Here is an 18,713-nt window from a genome sequence, read left to right as displayed (position 1 = left end):
TGCCACAGGCTTGTGGCGAGGGGGCTTGTCCCCCGTTGGGCCGCGCTGCGGCCCTGAAAAGCCTAACCCACTTCTTTCGGCACCCGCTGATCAATAACCCGATGCAACGCACTGCTCTCAGACCAGTTACGCATAAACCGCGCGCGGTCTTTGGCGTAAGCCGGGGCGAAGCTGCTCAGTGAACCATGCTGACACATCGAATCCAGGTCGATCATCGCCCAGCGGTCCCCCTGCCAGAACAGGTTATGCCCCTTGAAGTCTCCATGACTGATGCGCTCGCGGATCAGTTCTGCAAACAGATCATCAAGGGCAACCAACTCGGCTTCAGGCGCATCGCCACGTTCAACATACGGTGCAAACCGCTCGATGATATCCGGCCCGGGCAGGTACTCAGTCACCAGGTAAGCCCGGCTGCGCAGCCACAGGAAACGCTTTTCCAGCAACGCCAGCGGCTTGGGCGTGGCAATACCGAGGAACACCAGGCGATTGCCCTCGCGCCACGAATGCCAGGCCCGGCTCGGACGCCAGAAGCGCTTGAGCCAATGAGCGAAACCCTTGATGTTGTAGCGCTTGATCACCAGCGGCCGACCGGCCACCTCGACCTTGGCAACGCTGGCCGCCCCGCCGGTTTTATACAGGTGGCCCTGGTCCAGCAGCGCATCGGCCTGCGCCAGCACCGGCAGCATCGCCGCTTCTTCCTCACGCCGAATCGCGCGCAAGGCAAACGGCCCACGCATCACGCTGAAGAGCGTGCACTCACGGCCCACCTTGCTCAGGAAATCCTTCAAGCGCCAGACGCTGACTTTGTGCACCTGCTTCTGCAACGCTTCCATCGGCAACGCGTGTTCGCCATTGCTCAGCAGGTAGTGCACCAGCAACTCTTCAGTAAACGGCTCGAGGTTTTTCGGCAATTGGGCGAAAAACACCCCGAGGTTTTCCAGCACCCGGCTGCGGGACAGCGGCTTGCCCGCCTCTTCGACGCAGATCCCGGCGCCATCGATCAAATACAGTTTGCCGTCCTGGCGCAGCAGGTTGTCCAGGTGCAGGTCTTCCTGCCACAGGCCCTTGGCATGCATCTGCGCAATCGCGCCCAACGCCTCGGCCAGCACCGCTTGTTGCTCGTCGGCCAATGGCGGCAAACCTTCAACGGCGTGCCAGGCATCAGCCAGGCTGTCGGCGCCTTCCAGAAACTCGAACAGCAGCCAACCACCCTCGCCCTCTTGCAGACCATCGGCCAGCAACAGCGGCGTGGTCAGGCCTTGCTCGGCCAACAGCCGCACCCCCTTGAGTTCACGCTGAAAATGCCGCGCCGCCTTGCGGCCCACCAGCAACTTGGCCAGCACCGGGCGCCCGCGCCACACGGCGGCGCCGACATAGCGCTGGCCCGGCAATACCCGCAGCAGGCTGAGCAGTTGCAACTGCCCAGGCCCGGCCGCGTCTGCCAGCTCGATGCTCAGGGGCAGGCTGGGGGTACGGCCGGCATTTTTCAGTTCGGACAAACGCATCAGCGGTTCTCCTTGTGACTGCGCCGAGCGGCAAGGCGCTGGTTCCAGGTGGCGACCAAGGCGCTGTCCTGCGGCTGATCCAGATACGCCGCCAGCAGTAGGCGAACCTGGTCGTCCGACCACTGCGGCGCACGACGCAACAGCGGCTCCAGGTCCTTGACCCGGTCACGCCAGCCGAACAACAACGGGCGGGTTTTCTCCAGGTCGATCAACTGCGCCGCATAACCATCGCCGCTGGCCTGCAGGAAAATATGCTTGGGATAAAAACAACCATGCACCTGGCCCACGCTGTGCAGCCGGCGCGCCAACTGACCGCAAGCCAGCAGGATCGCCCGCTGCTGCGGGTCGCTCAGTTCAGACCATTGCTCCAGCAACGAATCCAGGTCATTCCAGCCATCCAGCGCCCGGGTCAGCAACATCGCCCGATGCTCCCCCGCCACTTTGCGCTCACCGAAGAACGCCGCCTGCAACGCCGGAATGCCCAACTGCCGGTAACGGCTGATATTGCGAAACTCACGGGCAAAACTCGGCTCGCCAAACGGCCGGTGCAAGGTGCGCGTCAGGTAGTTGCTCTGGCGCTTGAGGTAGTAGCCCTGGCCCTCGAGCTCGAGGCGAAACACACTGCTCCAGCCGCCGCGACTGGTGTTGGGCTCGTCCACTGCATCCAGTTGCTTGGCCCATAGCGCATCGAAAGTGCCGAGGCCGTTGCGCTCAAGCAATGCCCGATCTTCGGCCGCCAGGAAATCACTCATTCTCGTCCCTCGAAAAACTTCACCACGTGACGAATTCGCTGTTTATCCGACGCGCTCAGGTGCTGGCGCTGGCGGTACTGCATGTAGAAGCGCAGGCGCTGGGTGGCCGACAGGTGATACTTGGCGACCTTGTCCAGGCAGGCCAGGTCTTTGGTGATGCGGTATTTGAGCCAGAACCCGCGCCAGAAATCGCCGTTGGGGCAATCGATCAGGTACAGGGTTTGCTGGTCGTCCACCAGCAAGTTGCGCCACTTCAAATCGTTGTGAGTAAACCGGTGGTCGTGCATGGTCCGCGTGTATTCAGCGAGTTGCCGGCTGATGTTATTGACCCACACAGGGTCAGACAATCGCGGGTCGTTGCGCTCGGCCAATGCCGACAGGTCTTCGGTTTTTGGCAGCTCGCGGGTAATCATCGCCCCACGGTGATAAGCCAGGCCTTTGCGCTCCAGGCCCCAGGCGATTACGTCGGCGGTGGGAATGCCCCACTTGGCGAAGCGCTTGAGGTTCTGCCATTCAGACTTGACCCGTGGCTTGCCCAGGTAACGGCGCAAACCCTTGCCCGCGCCGACGTAGCGCTTGACGTAATAATTGACCCCGCCGCGCTCCACACGAATCACTTCGGACAACGGATCGCGAGTCAGGCGCTCCCCTTGCAAGGCAAACACCGCCTCGAGGCTACCAAAGTCATCCGCCAGGGCGGCGTAAGCAGGTTCCAGGTTCCAACCCGCCATCAGAGCGCATCCCCGTATCGTTGCTTGCGTGCGTAAAGCTTGGAGGCCATGCGTTCCAGCGCCGCCAGCAGCGCGCTTTGCTCGCCCAGGATCTGGCGCAAAGGCTGCTGGAAGTAGGCCTTGAGAAACCGCAATTTGTCGCGCCGGGTCAAACCAATCTCCAGGGCGGAGTAGTAAAGCCCCGCCAGGTCCTTGTCACGCCAGCGCCGTGGAATCTTCGAACGCACCTGGGCACGGTGCAGGTCGATCACCGAGAGCTTGATGTTATCGACAGTGACCGGCTGCTCGGTGTGCAACAGGAAGTGGCACAGGTAGCAATCACGATGGTTCACGCCCCCCCGGTGCATCGCACCCAGCGTGCGCGCAAGCTCAACGGTCAGGGCGTGCCGAATCGCCGGCACGGGCGGCTGCTTGACCCAGTCCATGGTCAGGTCTTCAAGGCTGACGATAGGCGCCAGCTCTTCCGTGACGATGAACGAGTGCTGATCAGCCGGGTTGCTGCCCTTTTCACCAAAAGCCACGCCGGTCATGGTGGGCACACCGAGTTCCTGCAGACGCTGGATCGCGTCCCACTCCTGGCCTGCGCCCAAGACGGGCAACTTTGCCGTGATCAGGTTCTTGAGGATTTCACCCCAGCCAATTCCCCGGTGGATCTTCACAAAATAATGGCGGCCTTCCACTTCCGTACGCAAGGTACGGCGGGCGGCCAGCTCACGAAACACCTGACCGTCCAGCTTCTCGACTTCGGCGAACGCATCGCGCCCGGCCCACAGGGTCTTGAACGGTTCGGCAAGAATCAACTTCATCGGTTTGGCTCCGCCAGAATCAGGTCCGCAGCGTACTGCGGCATGCTATAGAGGTCGGCCGTCTCAGCGAAGGCCAGACCATTGCGGCTCCAGGCCGCGCGCGCTTCTTGGTCGTCGAGCATATCCACCAGGTACTGGTTGAGCTGGGCCTGCTCGAACGGTTCGTCCAACACCCGGCCACTTTGAGCCTCGTCGATGTAAAACGCGTAACCGCAGACCTGGCTCACCAGCACCGGGAGACCGGCGACCACCGCTTCGATCAGCACATTGCCGGCCGCCTCGTTGTAGGCCGGGTGAATCAACAGGTCCGACCCCAACAGGAAACGCGGAATATCGCTGCGGCCCTGGAAGAACTGCACCTGGTCGCCCAGGCTCAGTGCGGCACTCTGCAACTGGAATACTTTGGGGTCGTCCTGGCCGATTACAAATAGCCGGGTGCGCTTCTTCAACCGGGATGGCAGCGCGGCCAGGGCCTTGAGGCTACGGTCGACGCCCTTGGTCTTGAAGCCCGAGCCAATCTGCACCAGCAGCAAATCATCTTCGGCCAAGCCAAATTCGCGGCGAAACTCGGCGCGAATTTCAGCGGCGTTGGGCGGCGCGCGGCGGTCGCGGGCAATGCCCGGCGGCAGCAGGTGAAAACGCTCAGGCTCGGTGCCGTAATACTGGGTAAACAACGGCTGCTGTTGCCGGGAGATCGTCAGGATTTTGGTCTTGGCGCCCTTGTCGAATACCGCGCGCTCGTATTCGGCAAAGTGCCGGTAACGACCGAACCAGCGGTACATCGGGTTGCGCAGGTTTTGTGCCTTGTCTTCGAACACGCCGTCGGCGGCGAAGTACACGTCCAGCCCCGGCATCTTGTTGAAGCCCACCACCCGATCAACCGGGCGCTTGGCCAGGTCGGCCTGGATCCAGGCGTAGAGCTTTTCGTTGCGCCGATGATTGAACAGCGCCTTGACCGGCGCCACCAACACTTCAAAGCCCGGTGGAACATCGCCTTCCCAGATCAGCGTGTAGACGCGAATTTGATGGCCGCGCTGCTGGCACTCCAGGGCAATGCGCATGAAGTCGCGCTGCAGGCCACCAAAGGGGAAGTATTTGTAGAGGACAAAAGCCAGTTGCATCAGTGTTCCTCAGCCAATAACAACGTGCTTAATCGCGTTGCGACACGCTCAGGGTTCAGGCGAGTGAAGCACAGTGGCCACTCGCGCTTGATATCAAACCGGCGCTGGTCTTCGGCGGTCGGTTGATAGGTGCATTTCTTTTGCAGGCATGGCGCACACGGGAAGTCGCTGGCCAGGTGAATCTGCGCCTTGCCATAGGCGCCAGTCAGGCCCGGGTTGGTGGGGCCGAACAGTGAAATCGTCGGCACATCCAGCGCAGCGGCCAGGTGACCGAGGCCGGTGTCGACAGCGACACACGCCTGGGCATTGGCCAGTACACGGGCCACGCCCGCCAGGTTCAGCTTGGGCAGCACTTCAGCGTTTTTCAGACCTTTGGCCAAGCGTTCGGCGCGGGCCTTTTCGGCGGCATTGCCCCACGGCAACTTCACGTCCACGCCAAAACGGTCCATGCGCTCGGCCAGGTCGCGCCAGTAGGCTTCCGGCCAGTGCTTGGTGTCCCACGTGGTGCCGTGCAGCAGCAATACGAACGGCTTTTTCGGCGGCAGGCCCTGCAATTTTTCGACGCTGAGGCCGTAGTCACCCAGGCCTTTGGGAAGGTCGTAGCCCAGGGCGACGGCAAACAGCTGGCGCAAGCGCTCCACCGCATGCTGCCCACGGGCCACGGCCAAACGCCGGGAATAGAAATGCGCGGCCAATGGTTCTCGAGCCGACTGCTTATCGAAGCCCGCCACCGGAGCACGCACGTAACGGGTCAGCCAGGCGCTTTTCAGCAGGCCCTGGGCGTCGATCACCAAGTCGTATTTGGTCGACTGCACGCTCTTCTTGAAGCGCCGCCATTCGCCACTCTTGAAGGTCTGCCAGAGGTTCTTGCGCCAGCGGCGGATCGCCACCGGAATCACCTTGTCCACCGCCGGGTGCCAGGCTGGAATTTCGGCGAAGCCTTCTTCCACCACCCAGTCAAACCGGATGCCCGGGATCGCCCGCGCGGCGTCAGTCAACGCCGGCAACGCATGAATCACATCACCCAGGGATGAGGTCTTGATTACCAGAACCCGCAACTTAACGGACCTCGACCACAGAACCCTGCAACCGCTGCAACGCGTCGCTGACGGGTTGCGGCAACAGTTGGCGCAGGCAGTTGTAGTGGCCGAAACGGCAGGTGCGATCGAAACACGGGCTGCATTCCAGCCCCAGGCGCACCACTTCGACCTTGTCGGCCAGCGGCGGGGTAAACCCTGGAGACGTCGAACCGTACACCGCCACCAGCGGGCGGTTCAGCGCGGCGGCCACGTGCATCAGGCCGGAGTCGTTGGACACCACCGAGTCGGCGCAGGACAGCAGGTCGATGGCCTCCGCCAGGGACGTGTCGCCGCTGAGGTTGACCGCCTCTTCACGCAGGCCCGGGATCAGGCGCTGGCGAATATCCTCACCCACCGAATGATCGTTTTTCGAGCCGAACAGCCAGACTTGCCAGCCCTCGCGAATCTTCATCTCCGCGACCTTGGCGTAATGCTCCGACGGCCAGCGCTTGGACTCGCCAAACTCGGCGCCAGGGCACAGCGCCAGCACCGGACGGTCCAGCTCCAGGCCGAACTTGGCCAGGGCGGCATCGCGGGTGACCGGGTCGATTTGCAGGCTCGGGCGCGGATAAGGCGTGGGCAACTCGGCGCCCGGCGCGTAGGCCAGGGCCATGAAGCGCTCGATCATCAGCGGGTAGCGGGCTTTGTCGAGCTTGCGCACATCATTGAGCAAGCCATAACGAAACTCGCCCCGCCAGCCGGTGCGCTTGGGGATGCCGGCAAAAAACGGCACCAGCGCCGACTTCATCGAGTTGGGCAACAGGATGGCCTGATCGTACTGCCCGGCCAGGGACTTGCCGATGCGTCGGCGGGTCGCCAACTCCAGCGCGCCGTGGCCGAGCGGGAAGCTCAAGGCCTGACGCACTTCGGGCATGCGCTCAAGAATCGGCCGGCTCCACTCGGGGGCGAGCACGTCGATTTGGCAGTCGGGATGGCGTTGCTTCAGGCACTGGAACAGTGTCTGCGCCATCACCATGTCACCGACCCAACTGGGCCCAACGATCAGAATATTCATGTAGTTTCCACAAACGATACGGGGAGGCTCATGCCTCCCCGCCTTATATAGTGTTTCAGCTTAACCCCAGTTCATGCCAGATTCGCTGCACCTGGCGCCGTTCGTCAGCGAACTGGTCCCCGGTAACCGTACCGGCCTCGTTCTGCAAGGCCTGGCGGTGAGCGGCGGAGCGGTAGGCTTTATACACCTCGCGCAGCAAATGGGCATCGGCGGCGGGCATCAGCCCGACCTGCTCCAGGCCTTCCAGAATGCGGATATTGTCGGTGTAGCGCAGCAACGATGGATGTTGCGCAGACCACGCCAAAGCCGCGTATTGCACCATAAATTCAATATCGACGATACCTCCGGCGTCCTGCTTGAGGTCAAACGCCACCGTGGGTTCGAAGGCATTCGCCGCCCTTCCGGCTGCCGTGGACTTGGTTCCGAGGTTGTCACGCATCTTCGCGCGCATCTCGCTGACCTCCTGGCGCAGCTTGTCCAGGTCCTGTGCACGGCCCAGCACTTGCGCCCGTACGCGCTCAAACGCACGGCCCACATCCTGGCTGCCCACCAGCACCCGTGCGCGCACCAGCGCCTGGTGTTCCCAGGTCCAGGCTTCGTTTTCCTGATAGCGCGCAAACGCGCCCAGGGAACTCACCAGCAAACCGGATGCGCCCGAGGGTCGCAGGCGCATGTCCACTTCGTACAACTGCCCGGAGTTGGTCTGGGTGGTCAGCAGGTGAATGATCCGCTGGCCCAGCCGGGTAAAGAACTGTGCGCCGTCGATCGGCTTGGCGCCGTCGGTTTCGGCTTGCGGGTCACCGTCGTGGATAAACACCAGGTCCAGGTCCGAACCATGCCCCAATTCGATACCGCCGACTTTCCCATAACCGACAATGATGAAGCCGGGATCGCACAACGTACCGTCCACCCGCTGCGGCGAGCCGTGACGGGCGACGGTCTGGCGCCAGGCCAGGGCCAGCACTTGTTCGAGGATGGCTTCGGCGAGCCAGGTCAGGTAGTCACTGACCTTCATCAACGGCAGGCTACCGGCGATTTCCGAGGCCGCCACCCGCAGGCGGTGAGCCAGTTTGAAGTGACGCAGGGCTTCCATCTGCTGTTCAAGATCGTCTTCGGGGATGCGTGTCAGGCGCTCGCGCAATTCGGCGGCCAGTTCTGGCGCCAACGGCGGTTTGAACAGGCGGCCTTCGTTGAGCAATTCGTCCAGCAGCAGCGGGAAGCGGGTGATCTGCTCGGCAATCCACGGGCTGGCGGCGCACAGGGTCAAAAGGCGGCGCAGGGCGTCGGGATTTTCTGTCAGGAGCACCAGATAAGCGGAACGTCGGGCGACAGCTTCGACCAATGGCAGGACGCGCTCCAGCACCAGATCCGGGTTGGCGTGCTCGACAGCCTGGGCCAGCAGGCGCGGGATAAATGCATCCAGGCGCTCGCGACCCAAGCGCTGCATGGCGCGCAATTGCGGGCTGCTGCGCAGGCCCGCCAAAGTTTTCAAGGCTCTGGGCGCGTCGGTAAAACCGCCTTCCTGCAGTTGCCGGCAAGCGGCTTCCTCGTCCTGGGACTCTTCCCACAGCGGCAACCACTCGCCGCCCACCACCAGCTCGCTTTCTTCGCCCTCTTCTTCATCCGGGTCGGCGATCACCTGACGGAAATGCCAGTCCACCCGACCACGCCAGTACATCAGGCGTTCGTGGAACGCGGTCCAGTCCGGGAAGCCCATCATGAAGGCAATTCGCGCCTGGTCTTCGGTACCGTCCGGGAGCATTTGGGTCTGGCGGTCGGCAATCGCCTGGATCGCGTGTTCGGTGTAGCGCAGGAATTCATAGCCATCGCGCAACTCGGCGATTACCGCCGGCGGCAGGTAGCCCTGGCCTTCCAGCGTGCCTAACACTTTTAGCAGCGGGCGCTGTTGCAGGCTCAGGTCACGGCCACCGTGGATCAGTTGGAACGCCTGGGCGATAAATTCGACTTCGCGGATGCCCCCCGAGCCCAGCTTGATGTTCTCGGCCATGCCCTTGCGCCGTACTTCCTGCTGGATCAGCTGCTTCATGGTGCGCAGCGCTTCGATGGCGGAAAAATCCAGGTAACGCCGGTAGACAAACGGTCGCAGCATGTCGAGCAATTGCGCGCCGGCCACCTGGTCACCGGCCACCACCCGCGCCTTGATCATCGCGTAGCGTTCCCAGTCGCGGCCCTGGTCCTGGTAGTACTGCTCCAGCGCGTTGAAGCTGAGCACCAGCGCCCCGGCGGAGCCGTAGGGCCGCAGGCGCATGTCAACGCGGAACACGAAGCCGTCGACGGTCATCGGATCCAGGGCCTTGATCAGTTTTTGACCAAGGCGGATGAAGAACTCCTGGTTATCCAGCGAGCGTTTGACGCCCACGGTGTCGCCACCTTCCGGGTAGGCGAAGATCAGGTCGATGTCGGACGACAGGTTCAGCTCCACGGCGCCGAGCTTGCCCATGCCGAGGATGACCATGTGCTGCGGCTCGCCGCTGCGGCGACCGGTGGGCGTGCCGAACAGCACGCAATGGCGCTGGTATAGCCACTGATAGGCCTGGTCGATGCTGGCGTCGGCCATGTCCGATAGATCGCGGCAGGTTTGCACCAGGTCCGCCTGTCGGGTCAGGTCACGCCAAATGATCCGCACTTGCTGGCGGGTGCGCTGGCGGCGCAGAACCCGGCCCAGTTCGTCTTCTGTTTCGGCTTGTTGCACCGCCACCGCAATCTGCCCGCACAGCTCACCGGGGGCAAAGCCTCGGTCCAGCTCGCCCCAGGCCACCAGTTCCAGCAACATCAAAGGGTCACGAACACTCTGTTCAATAACGAAATCACTGGCGGCGCACACACGGGCGAAGTCAGCCCAACGTTGCGGCGTCCACTCAGAAAGGCCATTATCGCCGTCCAATCCGGCCACGGCGTCACGAAATGACTGCTCGGCCCGTTGGGCAAATGGAAGCAGGATGGCCGGCAATTCGGCCTGCACTGGAAGGCTCATGGTCTATCCTTGATCGGCGCGTAAACGGCCTGTTGCTGTGAACGCAAGAACCACGCTCGGTGAAGGACTGTCGAACAAAGGTTAGAAATAGCTGAAATTAATTTCATTTTGGCAGGCAGCATCAAGATTTCACCTTTTCTTGTTCGCAAATGACCAACAATAACGATTATGCTCGCCAGCAAGACAGAGCAATCCGCTCAGTCTTGTGTAGTTTTACTACTCGTATATACATTCGAAAGGCTGAAATGGCCGACGATTTGTAGTAAAACTACAGGACGCCGAAGCAACCTTCGGCCATCCAAGAATTTATGTCGTCTGCCCACAAGGCCAGTCGCAAACTTCAGGCAACCGATTCTGGTAGCCTTTCCGCCCTGGAGCAAGCCATGCAAGACCTCGATCCCGTCGAAACCCAGGAATGGCTGGACGCCCTGGAATCGGTTCTCGACAAAGAAGGCGAAGACCGTGCGCACTACCTGATGACCCGTATGGGCGAACTCGCGACCCGCAGCGGCTCGCAACTGCCTTACGCCATCACTACGCCGTACCGCAACACCATCCCCGTTACCCACGAAGCACGCATGCCTGGCGACCTGTTCATGGAACGCCGCATTCGCTCGCTGGTACGCTGGAACGCCATGGCGATGGTAATGCGCACGAACTTGAAAGATTCTGACCTGGGCGGTCACATCTCCAGCTTCGCTTCCAGCGCAACCCTGTACGACATCGGCTTCAACTACTTCTTCCAGGCCCCGACCGACGAACACGGCGGCGACCTGATCTACTTCCAGGGCCACACCTCGCCAGGCGTCTACGCCCGTGCGTTCATGGAAGGCCGCATCACCGAAGAACAAATGAACAACTTCCGCCAGGAAGTCGACGGCCAGGGCCTCTCGTCCTATCCGCACCCTTGGCTGATGCCTGATTTCTGGCAGTTCCCGACGGTATCCATGGGCTTGGGCCCGATCCAGGCGATCTACCAGGCACGCTTCATGAAGTACCTGGAAGCCCGTGGCTTCATCCCTGAAGGCAAGCAGAAAGTCTGGTGCTTCCTGGGCGACGGCGAGTGTGACGAGCCGGAATCCCTGGGCGCCATCTCCCTGGCCGGCCGCGAGAAGCTGGACAACCTGATCTTCGTCATCAACTGCAACCTGCAGCGCCTCGACGGCCCGGTTCGCGGCAACGGCAAGATCATCCAGGAACTCGAAGGCGTGTTCCGCGGTGCTCAGTGGAACGTGACCAAAGTCATCTGGGGCCGTTTCTGGGACCCACTGCTGGCCAAGGACGTCGACGGCATCCTGCAACGCCGGATGGACGAAGTCATCGACGGCGAGTACCAGAACTACAAAGCCAAAGACGGCGCGTTCGTACGTGAACACTTCTTCAACTCGCCAGAACTCAAGGCGATGGTTGCAGACCTGTCCGACGACGAGATCTGGAAACTCAACCGTGGCGGCCACGACCCGTACAAGGTCTACGCGGCGTACCACGAAGCGGTCAACCACAAAGAACAACCTACCGTTATCCTGGCCAAGACCATCAAGGGTTATGGCACCGGTGCCGGCGAAGCGAAGAACACTGCGCACAACACCAAGAAAGTGGATGTTGAAAGCCTGAAGTTGTTCCGCGACCGCTTCGACATCCCGGTCAAGGACGACGAGCTGGAGAACCTGCCGTTCTTCAAGCCGGAGCCAAACAGCGCCGAAGCCCGCTACCTCAGCGAGCGTCGCACTGCACTGGGCGGTTTCGTGCCACAGCGCCGCGCTAAATCCTTCGACATCCCTACACCGCCACTCGATACCCTCAAGGCTATCCTGGACGGCTCGGGCGACCGTGAAATCTCCACCACCATGGCCTTCGTGCGGATCCTCGCGCAACTGGTCAAGGACAAGGAAATTGGTTCGCGTATCGTGCCGATCATCCCGGACGAAGCCCGTACCTTCGGTATGGAAGGCATGTTCCGTCAGTTGGGCATCTACTCCTCCGTCGGCCAGCTCTACGAGCCAGTCGATAAAGACCAGGTGATGTTCTACAAGGAAGACAAGAAGGGCCAGATCCTCGAAGAAGGCATCAACGAAGCGGGCGCCATGAGCTCCTTCATCGCGGCCGGTACTTCGTACTCCAGCCACAACCAGCCGATGCTGCCGTTCTACATCTTCTACTCGATGTTCGGCTTCCAGCGTATTGGCGACCTGGCTTGGGCAGCAGGCGACAGCCGTACCCGTGGCTTCCTGATCGGCGGTACTGCCGGCCGGACCACGCTGAACGGCGAAGGCCTGCAACACGAAGACGGCCACAGCCACATCCTGGCGGGCACCATCCCGAACTGCCGCACCTTTGATCCAACCTACGGCTATGAGCTGGCGGTGATCATCCAGGACGGCATGAAGAAGATGACCGAAGAGCAGCAGGACGTTTTCTACTACATCACCGTGATGAACGAGTCCTACCAGCAGCCAGCCATGCCGGCGGGTGTCGAGGAAGGCATCATCAAGGGCATGTACCTGCTCGAAGAAGACACCAAGGAAGCCGCTCACCACGTGCAACTGATGGGCTCCGGCACCATCCTGCGCGAAGTGCGTGAAGCTGCGAAAATCCTGCGTGAAGAGTTCAACGTCGGTGCTGACGTATGGAGCGTTACCAGCTTCAACGAACTGCGTCGCGACGGCCTGGCCGTAGAGCGCAGCAACCGTCTGCACCCGGGCCAGAAGCCTGCGCGCACCTACGTTGAAGAGTGCCTGGCTGGCCGTAAGGGTCCGGTGATCGCCTCTACCGACTACATGAAACTGTTTGCTGAACAAATTCGTCAGTGGGTACCGTCCAAGGAATTCAAAGTCCTGGGCACCGACGGTTTCGGCCGGAGTGACAGCCGTAAAAAGCTGCGTCACTTCTTCGAAGTCGACCGTCATTTCGTGGTGTTGGCAGCCCTGGAAGCCTTGGCTGACCGTGGTGAAATCGAACCTAAGGTGGTAGCAGACGCTATCGTCAAGTTCGGGATCAACCCGGAAAAACGCAACCCACTGGACTGCTGAGGAGACTTTCTGTGAGCGAACTCATTCGCGTACCTGACATCGGCAGCGGTGAAGGTGAAGTAATTGAACTGTTTGTGAAGGTCGGCGACACCGTCGAAGCCGACCAGAGCATCCTGACCCTGGAGTCGGACAAGGCGAGCATGGAAATCCCTGCTCCCAAGGCCGGCGTGGTCAAAAGCCTGAAAGTGAAGCTGGGCGACCGCCTGAAAGAAGGCGACGAACTGCTTGAGCTGGAAATCGAAGGTGCCGCAGATGCGGCCCCTGCGGCGGCCGCTTCTGCAGCTGCCCCAGCCGCTGCTGAAAAACCTGCCGCTGCTGCCGAGGCCCCAGCGGCCCCGGCTGCTGCACCTGCTCCTGCTGCCGCCGCTACCGTCCAGGATATTCATGTTCCGGACATCGGCTCGTCGGGCAAGGCCAAGATCATCGAGCTGCTGGTTAAAGTCGGCGACACCGTCGAAGCCGACCAGTCGCTGATCACCCTGGAGTCCGACAAGGCCTCCATGGAAATCCCTTCGCCGGCTGCCGGTGTGGTGGAAAGCATTGCCGTGAAGCTGGAAGACGAAGTCGGCACTGGCGACTTCATCCTCAAGCTGAAAGTAGCGGGCGCTGCGGCCCCTGCTGCTGCCGCTCCAGCCGCCGCTGCTCCGGCTGCCAAGGCTGAAGCTGCACCGGCTGCCGCCGCCCCTGCGCCTGCTGCAAAAGCCGAGGCCGCACCGGCTCCGGCGGCTGCACCTGCGCCAAGCGGTGCCAAGGTTCATGCCGGCCCTGCCGTGCGCCAACTGGCCCGTGAATTCGGGGTTGAGTTGAATGCGGTGTCGGCCACTGGTCCTCACGGTCGCGTGCTGAAGGAAGACGTGCAGGTTTACGTCAAATCCATGATGCAGAAAGCCAAGGAAGCTCCGGCTGCCGGCGCTGTTACCGGTGGCTCGGGCATTCCGCCGATCCCGGTCGTGGACTTCAGCCGCTTCGGCGAAACCGAAGAAGTGCCAATGACCCGCCTGATGCAAATCGGCGCGTCGAGCCTGCACCGCAGCTGGCTGAACATCCCGCACGTGACCCAGTTCGACCAGGCCGACATCACCGACCTGGAAGCTTTCCGCGTTGCGCAGAAAGCCGTCGCCGAGAAGGCTGGCGTAAAACTGACCGTGCTGCCACTGCTGCTCAAGGCCTGCGCCCACCTGCTCAAGGAACTGCCGGACTTCAACAGCTCGCTGGCCCCTAGCGGCAAGGCGATCATCCGCAAGAAGTACGTGAACATCGGCTTTGCGGTCGATACCCCGGACGGCCTGCTGGTGCCTGTGATCAAGAACGTTGATCAGAAGAGCCTGCTGCAGCTGGCCGCTGAGGCCGCCGCACTGGCTGCCAAGGCCCGCGACAAGAAGCTCACCGCCGACGACATGCAAGGCGCGTGCTTCACCATCTCCAGCCTCGGGCACATTGGCGGCACTGGCTTCACGCCAATCGTCAACGCGCCGGAAGTGGCGATCCTGGGTGTTTCCAAGGCCACCATCCAGCCTGTGTGGGACGGTAAAGCGTTCCAGCCGAAGCTGATGCTGCCACTGTCGTTGTCCTACGATCACCGTGTGATCAATGGCGCGGCGGCTGCACGCTTCACTCAGCGCCTGAGCCAGTTGCTGAACGACATCCGCACCATTCTGCTTTAAGCCTCAACAGGTCTTCTGCCCACGCAGAAGACCTGGCTTCAACGATTTCCGAGCGCCACGCTCGTACCTCAACCCCGCCAATTGGCGGGGCTTTTTTTGCCTGCTTCTTTGTAGGAGCGAGCTTGCTCGCGAAGGTCGTTAACGATTTTTGCCTGCCTCTTTGTAGGAGCGAGCTTGCTCGCGAAGGTCGTTAACGATTGTTGCCTGCCTCTTTGTAGGAGCGAGCTTGCTCGCGAAGGTCGTTAACGATGACGCGGGCGGTCTGAATGAGCGCGGTGCCTGGGTGTTTTTCGCGAGCAAGCTCGCTCCTACAGAGGCTCCTGCGTGGGTTCGGGATCGCCACCCATCACCCCGATTGCAGAAAAGCCCCTGCCGGCCGATAACTCACTTATAGCACTTAGCCTTCATCCTCTCTTGTCAGCCCGTGCTGCATGATGCAACCTTGCCGCAGGCAACAGTAAAGAGGGCGTGAGCCCGGCGCGATGCGCATTTTTCCAAGCGAGTTTCCCCATGAAAAGCCAACCCGATGTCGCCCGTACGGCGGCCGAGGTAGTGACGCAATTACCGGTGCCTTCGCGCCTCGGTATGCTGCGTTTCGAGCGGCTTAATGAGGCAAGCTGGGCCCTGCTGTACCTCGACCCCAACTGCGAACGCCAATTCGGCCTGCCTGCGGTGGAACTGTGCGCCCTGATCGGCTCGCCCTACGCCAGCCTGATGGAGCCCCAGGCACGCTATCAGCTGCATGATGCCATCCAGGAACAGCTGACCATCAGCCCGCATTACCTGGTGCGCTACACCCTGCACACCAACGACGGCCCGCTGAGCCTGCTGGAGCTGGGCGAGGCCTACAAACAACACAATCGGCACCTGCTGCGTGGCTACCTGATGGTGGTCGACGGCCTGTTCAGTGATATCTCGCCGGCCCCGGCAGCGGATCTCGAAAGCCAGAACAGCCGCTTGCAGATCGCCCTGGAACTCAACCAGCGCGCCCAGCAGGAACAACTGCAACACCTTGAGCGGGTGCGCGCCCAGCAGGAGCTGATCCTGCTGCTGGCTCGCCAGCGCTACAGCACCAACAACTCGCTGCAAGAAGCGGCCGAACTGATCACCCGCAGCGCCTGCGATATCTACCAGATCGACTGCGCAAGCATCTGGAACCTCGAAAACCAGCGCCTGGTGCCGATTTCCGCCTACCACCGCGACGATCAGCAGCACCACCTGCCGGAGCCCATCGATGCCAGTGGCTTCCCGGACTACCTGGAAGCCCTGCAAACCAGCCGTGCCATCGACGCGACGAACGCGATGCGTGACCCGCGCACTCGGGAAATGGCCGAGAGCCTGCGCCCCCGGGACATCCACGCCATGCTCGACGCCAGTATCCGCGTCGATGGCAATGTGGTCGGCGTGTTGTGCCTGGAGCAAAGCGGCAGCACCCGCGCCTGGCAGTCCGACGAGATCGCGTTTGCCGGCGAGCTGGCCGACCAGTTCGCCCAGGTGATCAACAACCACAACCGCCGCACCGCCACCAGCGCCCTGCACTTGTTCCAACGGGCCGTGGAGCAAAGCGCCAACGCGTTCCTGCTGGTCAACTGCGACGGCGTGGTGGAGTACGTGAACCCCAGCTTCACCGCGATCACCCAATACAGCACCGAAGAAGTCCACGGCCACCTGCTGTCGGAACTGCCGGCGCTGGAGAACCTCAGCGAGCTGCTGTTCGACGCGCCTTCAAGCCTGGCCAAGAGCAACAGCTGGCAGGGCGAGTTCAAGAGCCGTCGCAAGAACCTCGAACCCTACTGGGGCCAGTTGTCGATCTCCAAGGTCTATGGCGACAACCGTGAGCTGACGCATTACATCGGCATCTACGAAGACATCACCCAGACCAAGCTGGCCCAGCAACGCATCGAACGCCTGGCCTACACCGACAACCTGACCAACCTGGGCAACCGGCCGGCGTTCATTCGCAACCTCGACGAACGTTTTGCCCGCGACAGCGACAGCCCGATCAGCCTGCTGCTGGTGGACATCGACAACTTCAAGCGGATCAACGACAGCCTCGGCCACCAGACCGGCGACAAGCTGCTGATCAGCCTGGCCCGGCGCCTGCGTAACAGCCTGAGCGCCAGCGGCAGCCTGGCGCGGTTTGCCAGTAACGAATTTGCCGTGCTGCTGGACGATACCGACCTTGAGACCGGCCAGCAGGTCGCCAGCCAGTTGCTGGCCACCCTCGACAAGCCGATGTTCGTCGACAACCAACTGATCAGCGTCACCGGCTCCGTGGGCCTGGCCTGCGCGCCGCTGCATGGCCGCGACCCGCAAACCCTGATGCGCAACGCCGGCCTGGCGCTGCACAAGGCCAAGGCCAACGGCAAACACCAGGTGCAGGTGTTTACCGAAGCGCTGAATGCCGAGGCCAGCTACAAGCTGTTTGTGGAAAACAACCTGCGCCGCGCCCTGACCCAAAACGAGCTGGACGTGTTCTACCAACCCAAGCTGTGCCTGCGCAGCGGGCGTCTGCTGGGCATGGAAGCGCTGCTGCGCTGGAACCATCCAGAAAAGGGCATGATCCGCCCCGATCAATTCATTAGCGTGGCTGAAGAGACCGGGTTGATCATTCCTATCGGCAAATGGATTGCCCGCCAGGCGTGCCGCATGAGCCGGCAACTGACCGCCGCCGGTATGGGTAACCTGCAAGTGGCGATCAACCTGTCGCCCAAGCAGTTTTCCGACCCGGACCTGGTGGCCTCGATTGCCGCGATCCTCAAGGAAGAACAGCTGCCGGCCAACCTGCTGGAGCTGGAACTGACCGAAGGCTTGCTGCTGGAAGCCACCGAGGACACGCGCCTGCAACTGGATCAGTTGAAGAGTTTTGGCCTGACCCTGGCCATGGATGACTTCGGCACCGGTTACTCATCACTCAGCTACCTGAAAAAATTCCCGATCGACATCATCAAGATCGATCGCAGCTTTATTCATGAAATCCCGGACAACCAGGACGACATGGAGATCACCTCCGCCGTGATCGCCATGGCCCACAACCTCAAGCTCAAGGTGGTGGCCGAAGGCATCGAGACCGCCGAGCAGCTGGCGTTCCTGCGCCGCCACCGTTGCGACGTCGGCCAGGGCTACCTGTTCGACCGGCCCATCCCGGGGTCCGAGCTGATCCAGAAGCTTAAACGCTATCCTCGCGGGCCAATCGCCTGACAGCGCGGTAACACTCGGGCACACTGGCAGTCTGAATTCTTATCTGTAACTCAATCTGACTGAGAGGACTGATCATGGTCTTACGCTCGGAAATTCTGGTGAACAAAAACGTGCTCCCCACTCAAGAACAAGCTTTGCCTGGCCGTGAAACCCCGATGTCCCTGCCCGAAACTCACTTCGTTAACGGCAACCCGCTGCTGGGCCCGTTTGTCGACAACGTAGAGTTTGCGATCTTCGGCCTGGGTTGTTTCTGGGGTGCAGAGCGCCGTTTCTGGCAGCGTGAAGGCATCGTCAGCACGGTGGTGGGTTATGCCGGCGGCTACACGCCGAACCCGACGTACGAAGAAGTGTGCTCAGGCCTGACCGGCCACAGCGAAGTGGTGCTGGTGGTGTTTGACCAGGACAAGATCAGCTACGAAGAGCTGCTGAAAATGTTCTGGGAACTGCACAACCCGACTCAGGGCATGCGCCAGGGCAATGACATCGGCAGCCAGTACCGCTCGGTGATCTATGCGGTCAAACCGGAGCACCTGGAGGCGGCGAAGGCCAGCGCCCAGGCGTATCAGAATGAGCTGACCAAGGCTGGCCTGGGCACCATCACGACTGAAATCGAAGAAGCGCCGACCGTGTACTTCGCCGAGGCGTATCACCAACAGTACCTGGCGAAGAACCCGCAGGGTTACTGCGGGATCGGCGGCACAGGCGTGACCTGCCCGATCTGACGCCAAAAGCATCGCGGGCAAGCCCGGCTCCCACATTGGAATGCGTTCCAATGTGGGAGCCGGGCTTGCCCGCGATAGCGATCCAGCAAACGA

Annotated in this window: 12 protein-coding genes; 4 read left to right on the top strand and 8 right to left on the bottom strand. The window is 61.6% G+C overall.

What is annotated here, in order from left to right; genetic code table 11:
- Positions 1-62 precede the first annotated feature (62 nt).
- Genes HX855_RS10710 through glnE form a run of 8 tightly spaced genes read right to left on the bottom strand, consistent with a single transcriptional unit; the run spans position 63 to position 10,004 of the window.
- The gene (locus HX855_RS10710; protein WP_177086287.1) at positions 63-1,505 is read right to left on the bottom strand and encodes a lipopolysaccharide kinase InaA family protein; all 1,443 of its coding nucleotides are present in this window, start codon (positions 1,503-1,505) and stop codon (positions 63-65) included.
- On the bottom strand, positions 1,505-2,257 hold the full coding sequence (locus HX855_RS10705) for a lipopolysaccharide kinase InaA family protein (protein ID WP_177086285.1): 753 nt from the start codon (positions 2,255-2,257) through the stop codon (positions 1,505-1,507). Before HX855_RS10705 ends, HX855_RS10710 begins: the two co-directional genes overlap by 1 nt.
- Positions 2,254-2,988 (bottom strand): lipopolysaccharide kinase InaA family protein, encoded by a 735-nt coding sequence (locus HX855_RS10700; protein WP_177086283.1) that lies wholly within the window; start codon positions 2,986-2,988, stop codon positions 2,254-2,256. The genes HX855_RS10705 and HX855_RS10700 overlap by 4 nt, the downstream gene beginning before the upstream one ends.
- Positions 2,988-3,794 (bottom strand): lipopolysaccharide core heptose(I) kinase RfaP, encoded by an 807-nt coding sequence (gene rfaP, locus HX855_RS10695; RefSeq protein ID WP_177086281.1) that lies wholly within the window; start codon positions 3,792-3,794, stop codon positions 2,988-2,990. Before rfaP ends, HX855_RS10700 begins: the two co-directional genes overlap by 1 nt.
- Entirely contained in the window at positions 3,791-4,915 is a 1,125-nt protein-coding gene (locus HX855_RS10690) for a glycosyltransferase family 4 protein (protein WP_177086279.1), read from the bottom strand. Before HX855_RS10690 ends, rfaP begins: the two co-directional genes overlap by 4 nt.
- Positions 4,915-5,973 carry a lipopolysaccharide heptosyltransferase I gene (gene waaC / locus HX855_RS10685; RefSeq protein WP_177086277.1) on the bottom strand — a complete coding sequence of 353 codons (1,059 nt, stop codon included), beginning with the start codon at positions 5,971-5,973 and terminating at the stop codon, positions 4,915-4,917. The genes HX855_RS10690 and waaC overlap by 1 nt, the downstream gene beginning before the upstream one ends.
- A gap of 1 nt (position 5,974) precedes the next feature.
- On the bottom strand, positions 5,975-7,009 hold the full coding sequence (waaF, locus tag HX855_RS10680; RefSeq protein ID WP_177086275.1) for a lipopolysaccharide heptosyltransferase II: 1,035 nt from the start codon (positions 7,007-7,009) through the stop codon (positions 5,975-5,977).
- A 55-nt stretch (positions 7,010-7,064) separates the two neighbouring features.
- Positions 7,065-10,004, bottom strand: a complete 2,940-nt coding sequence (gene glnE / locus HX855_RS10675; RefSeq protein ID WP_177086273.1) for a bifunctional [glutamate--ammonia ligase]-adenylyl-L-tyrosine phosphorylase/[glutamate--ammonia-ligase] adenylyltransferase — start codon at positions 10,002-10,004, stop codon at positions 7,065-7,067.
- A gap of 383 nt (positions 10,005-10,387) precedes the next feature.
- Between glnE and aceE the strand changes: the two genes are divergently transcribed.
- The 4 genes from aceE to msrA all read left to right on the top strand — a co-directional run bounded on the left by aceE (position 10,388) and on the right by msrA (position 18,620).
- Positions 10,388-13,033 carry a pyruvate dehydrogenase (acetyl-transferring), homodimeric type gene (gene aceE, locus HX855_RS10670; protein ID WP_177086271.1) on the top strand — a complete coding sequence of 882 codons (2,646 nt, stop codon included), beginning with the start codon at positions 10,388-10,390 and terminating at the stop codon, positions 13,031-13,033.
- A gap of 11 nt (positions 13,034-13,044) precedes the next feature.
- On the top strand, positions 13,045-14,697 hold the full coding sequence (aceF, locus tag HX855_RS10665) for a dihydrolipoyllysine-residue acetyltransferase (RefSeq protein ID WP_177086269.1): 1,653 nt from the start codon (positions 13,045-13,047) through the stop codon (positions 14,695-14,697).
- 510 nt (positions 14,698-15,207) lie between these two features.
- Positions 15,208-17,898, top strand: coding sequence for a bifunctional diguanylate cyclase/phosphodiesterase (locus tag HX855_RS10660; RefSeq protein WP_177086267.1), 2,691 nt, complete (start codon positions 15,208-15,210; stop codon positions 17,896-17,898).
- A gap of 74 nt (positions 17,899-17,972) precedes the next feature.
- The gene (gene msrA / locus HX855_RS10655; RefSeq protein ID WP_063033432.1) at positions 17,973-18,620 is read left to right on the top strand and encodes a peptide-methionine (S)-S-oxide reductase MsrA; all 648 of its coding nucleotides are present in this window, start codon (positions 17,973-17,975) and stop codon (positions 18,618-18,620) included.
- Positions 18,621-18,713 lie beyond the last annotated feature (93 nt).

It is taken from the genome of Pseudomonas sp. IPO3778 (genome assembly GCF_013386825.1).
GTDB lineage: Bacteria > Pseudomonadota > Gammaproteobacteria > Pseudomonadales > Pseudomonadaceae > Aquipseudomonas.
The sequence above is the reverse complement of the archived record's forward strand: the minus strand, read 5'-3'. Positions and strand labels throughout refer to the sequence as shown.

What these genes read in the sequence shown, in the direction of transcription:
- HX855_RS10690 (WP_177086279.1), bottom strand. Translation starts at nt 4,915, where the DNA reads ATGCAACTGGCTTTTGTCCTCTACAAATACTTCCCCTTTGGTGGCCTG.
- msrA (WP_063033432.1), top strand. Translation starts at nt 17,973, where the DNA reads ATGGTCTTACGCTCGGAAATTCTGGTGAACAAAAACGTGCTCCCCACT.
- waaF (WP_177086275.1), bottom strand. Translation starts at nt 7,009, where the DNA reads ATGAATATTCTGATCGTTGGGCCCAGTTGGGTCGGTGACATGGTGATG.
- rfaP (WP_177086281.1), bottom strand. Translation starts at nt 3,794, where the DNA reads ATGAAGTTGATTCTTGCCGAACCGTTCAAGACCCTGTGGGCCGGGCGC.
- HX855_RS10710 (WP_177086287.1), bottom strand. Translation starts at nt 1,505, where the DNA reads ATGCGTTTGTCCGAACTGAAAAATGCCGGCCGTACCCCCAGCCTGCCC.
- aceE (WP_177086271.1), top strand. Translation starts at nt 10,388, where the DNA reads ATGCAAGACCTCGATCCCGTCGAAACCCAGGAATGGCTGGACGCCCTG.
- HX855_RS10700 (WP_177086283.1), bottom strand. Translation starts at nt 2,988, where the DNA reads ATGGCGGGTTGGAACCTGGAACCTGCTTACGCCGCCCTGGCGGATGAC.
- HX855_RS10660 (WP_177086267.1), top strand. Translation starts at nt 15,208, where the DNA reads ATGAAAAGCCAACCCGATGTCGCCCGTACGGCGGCCGAGGTAGTGACG.
- glnE (WP_177086273.1), bottom strand. Translation starts at nt 10,004, where the DNA reads ATGAGCCTTCCAGTGCAGGCCGAATTGCCGGCCATCCTGCTTCCATTT.
- HX855_RS10705 (WP_177086285.1), bottom strand. Translation starts at nt 2,257, where the DNA reads ATGAGTGATTTCCTGGCGGCCGAAGATCGGGCATTGCTTGAGCGCAAC.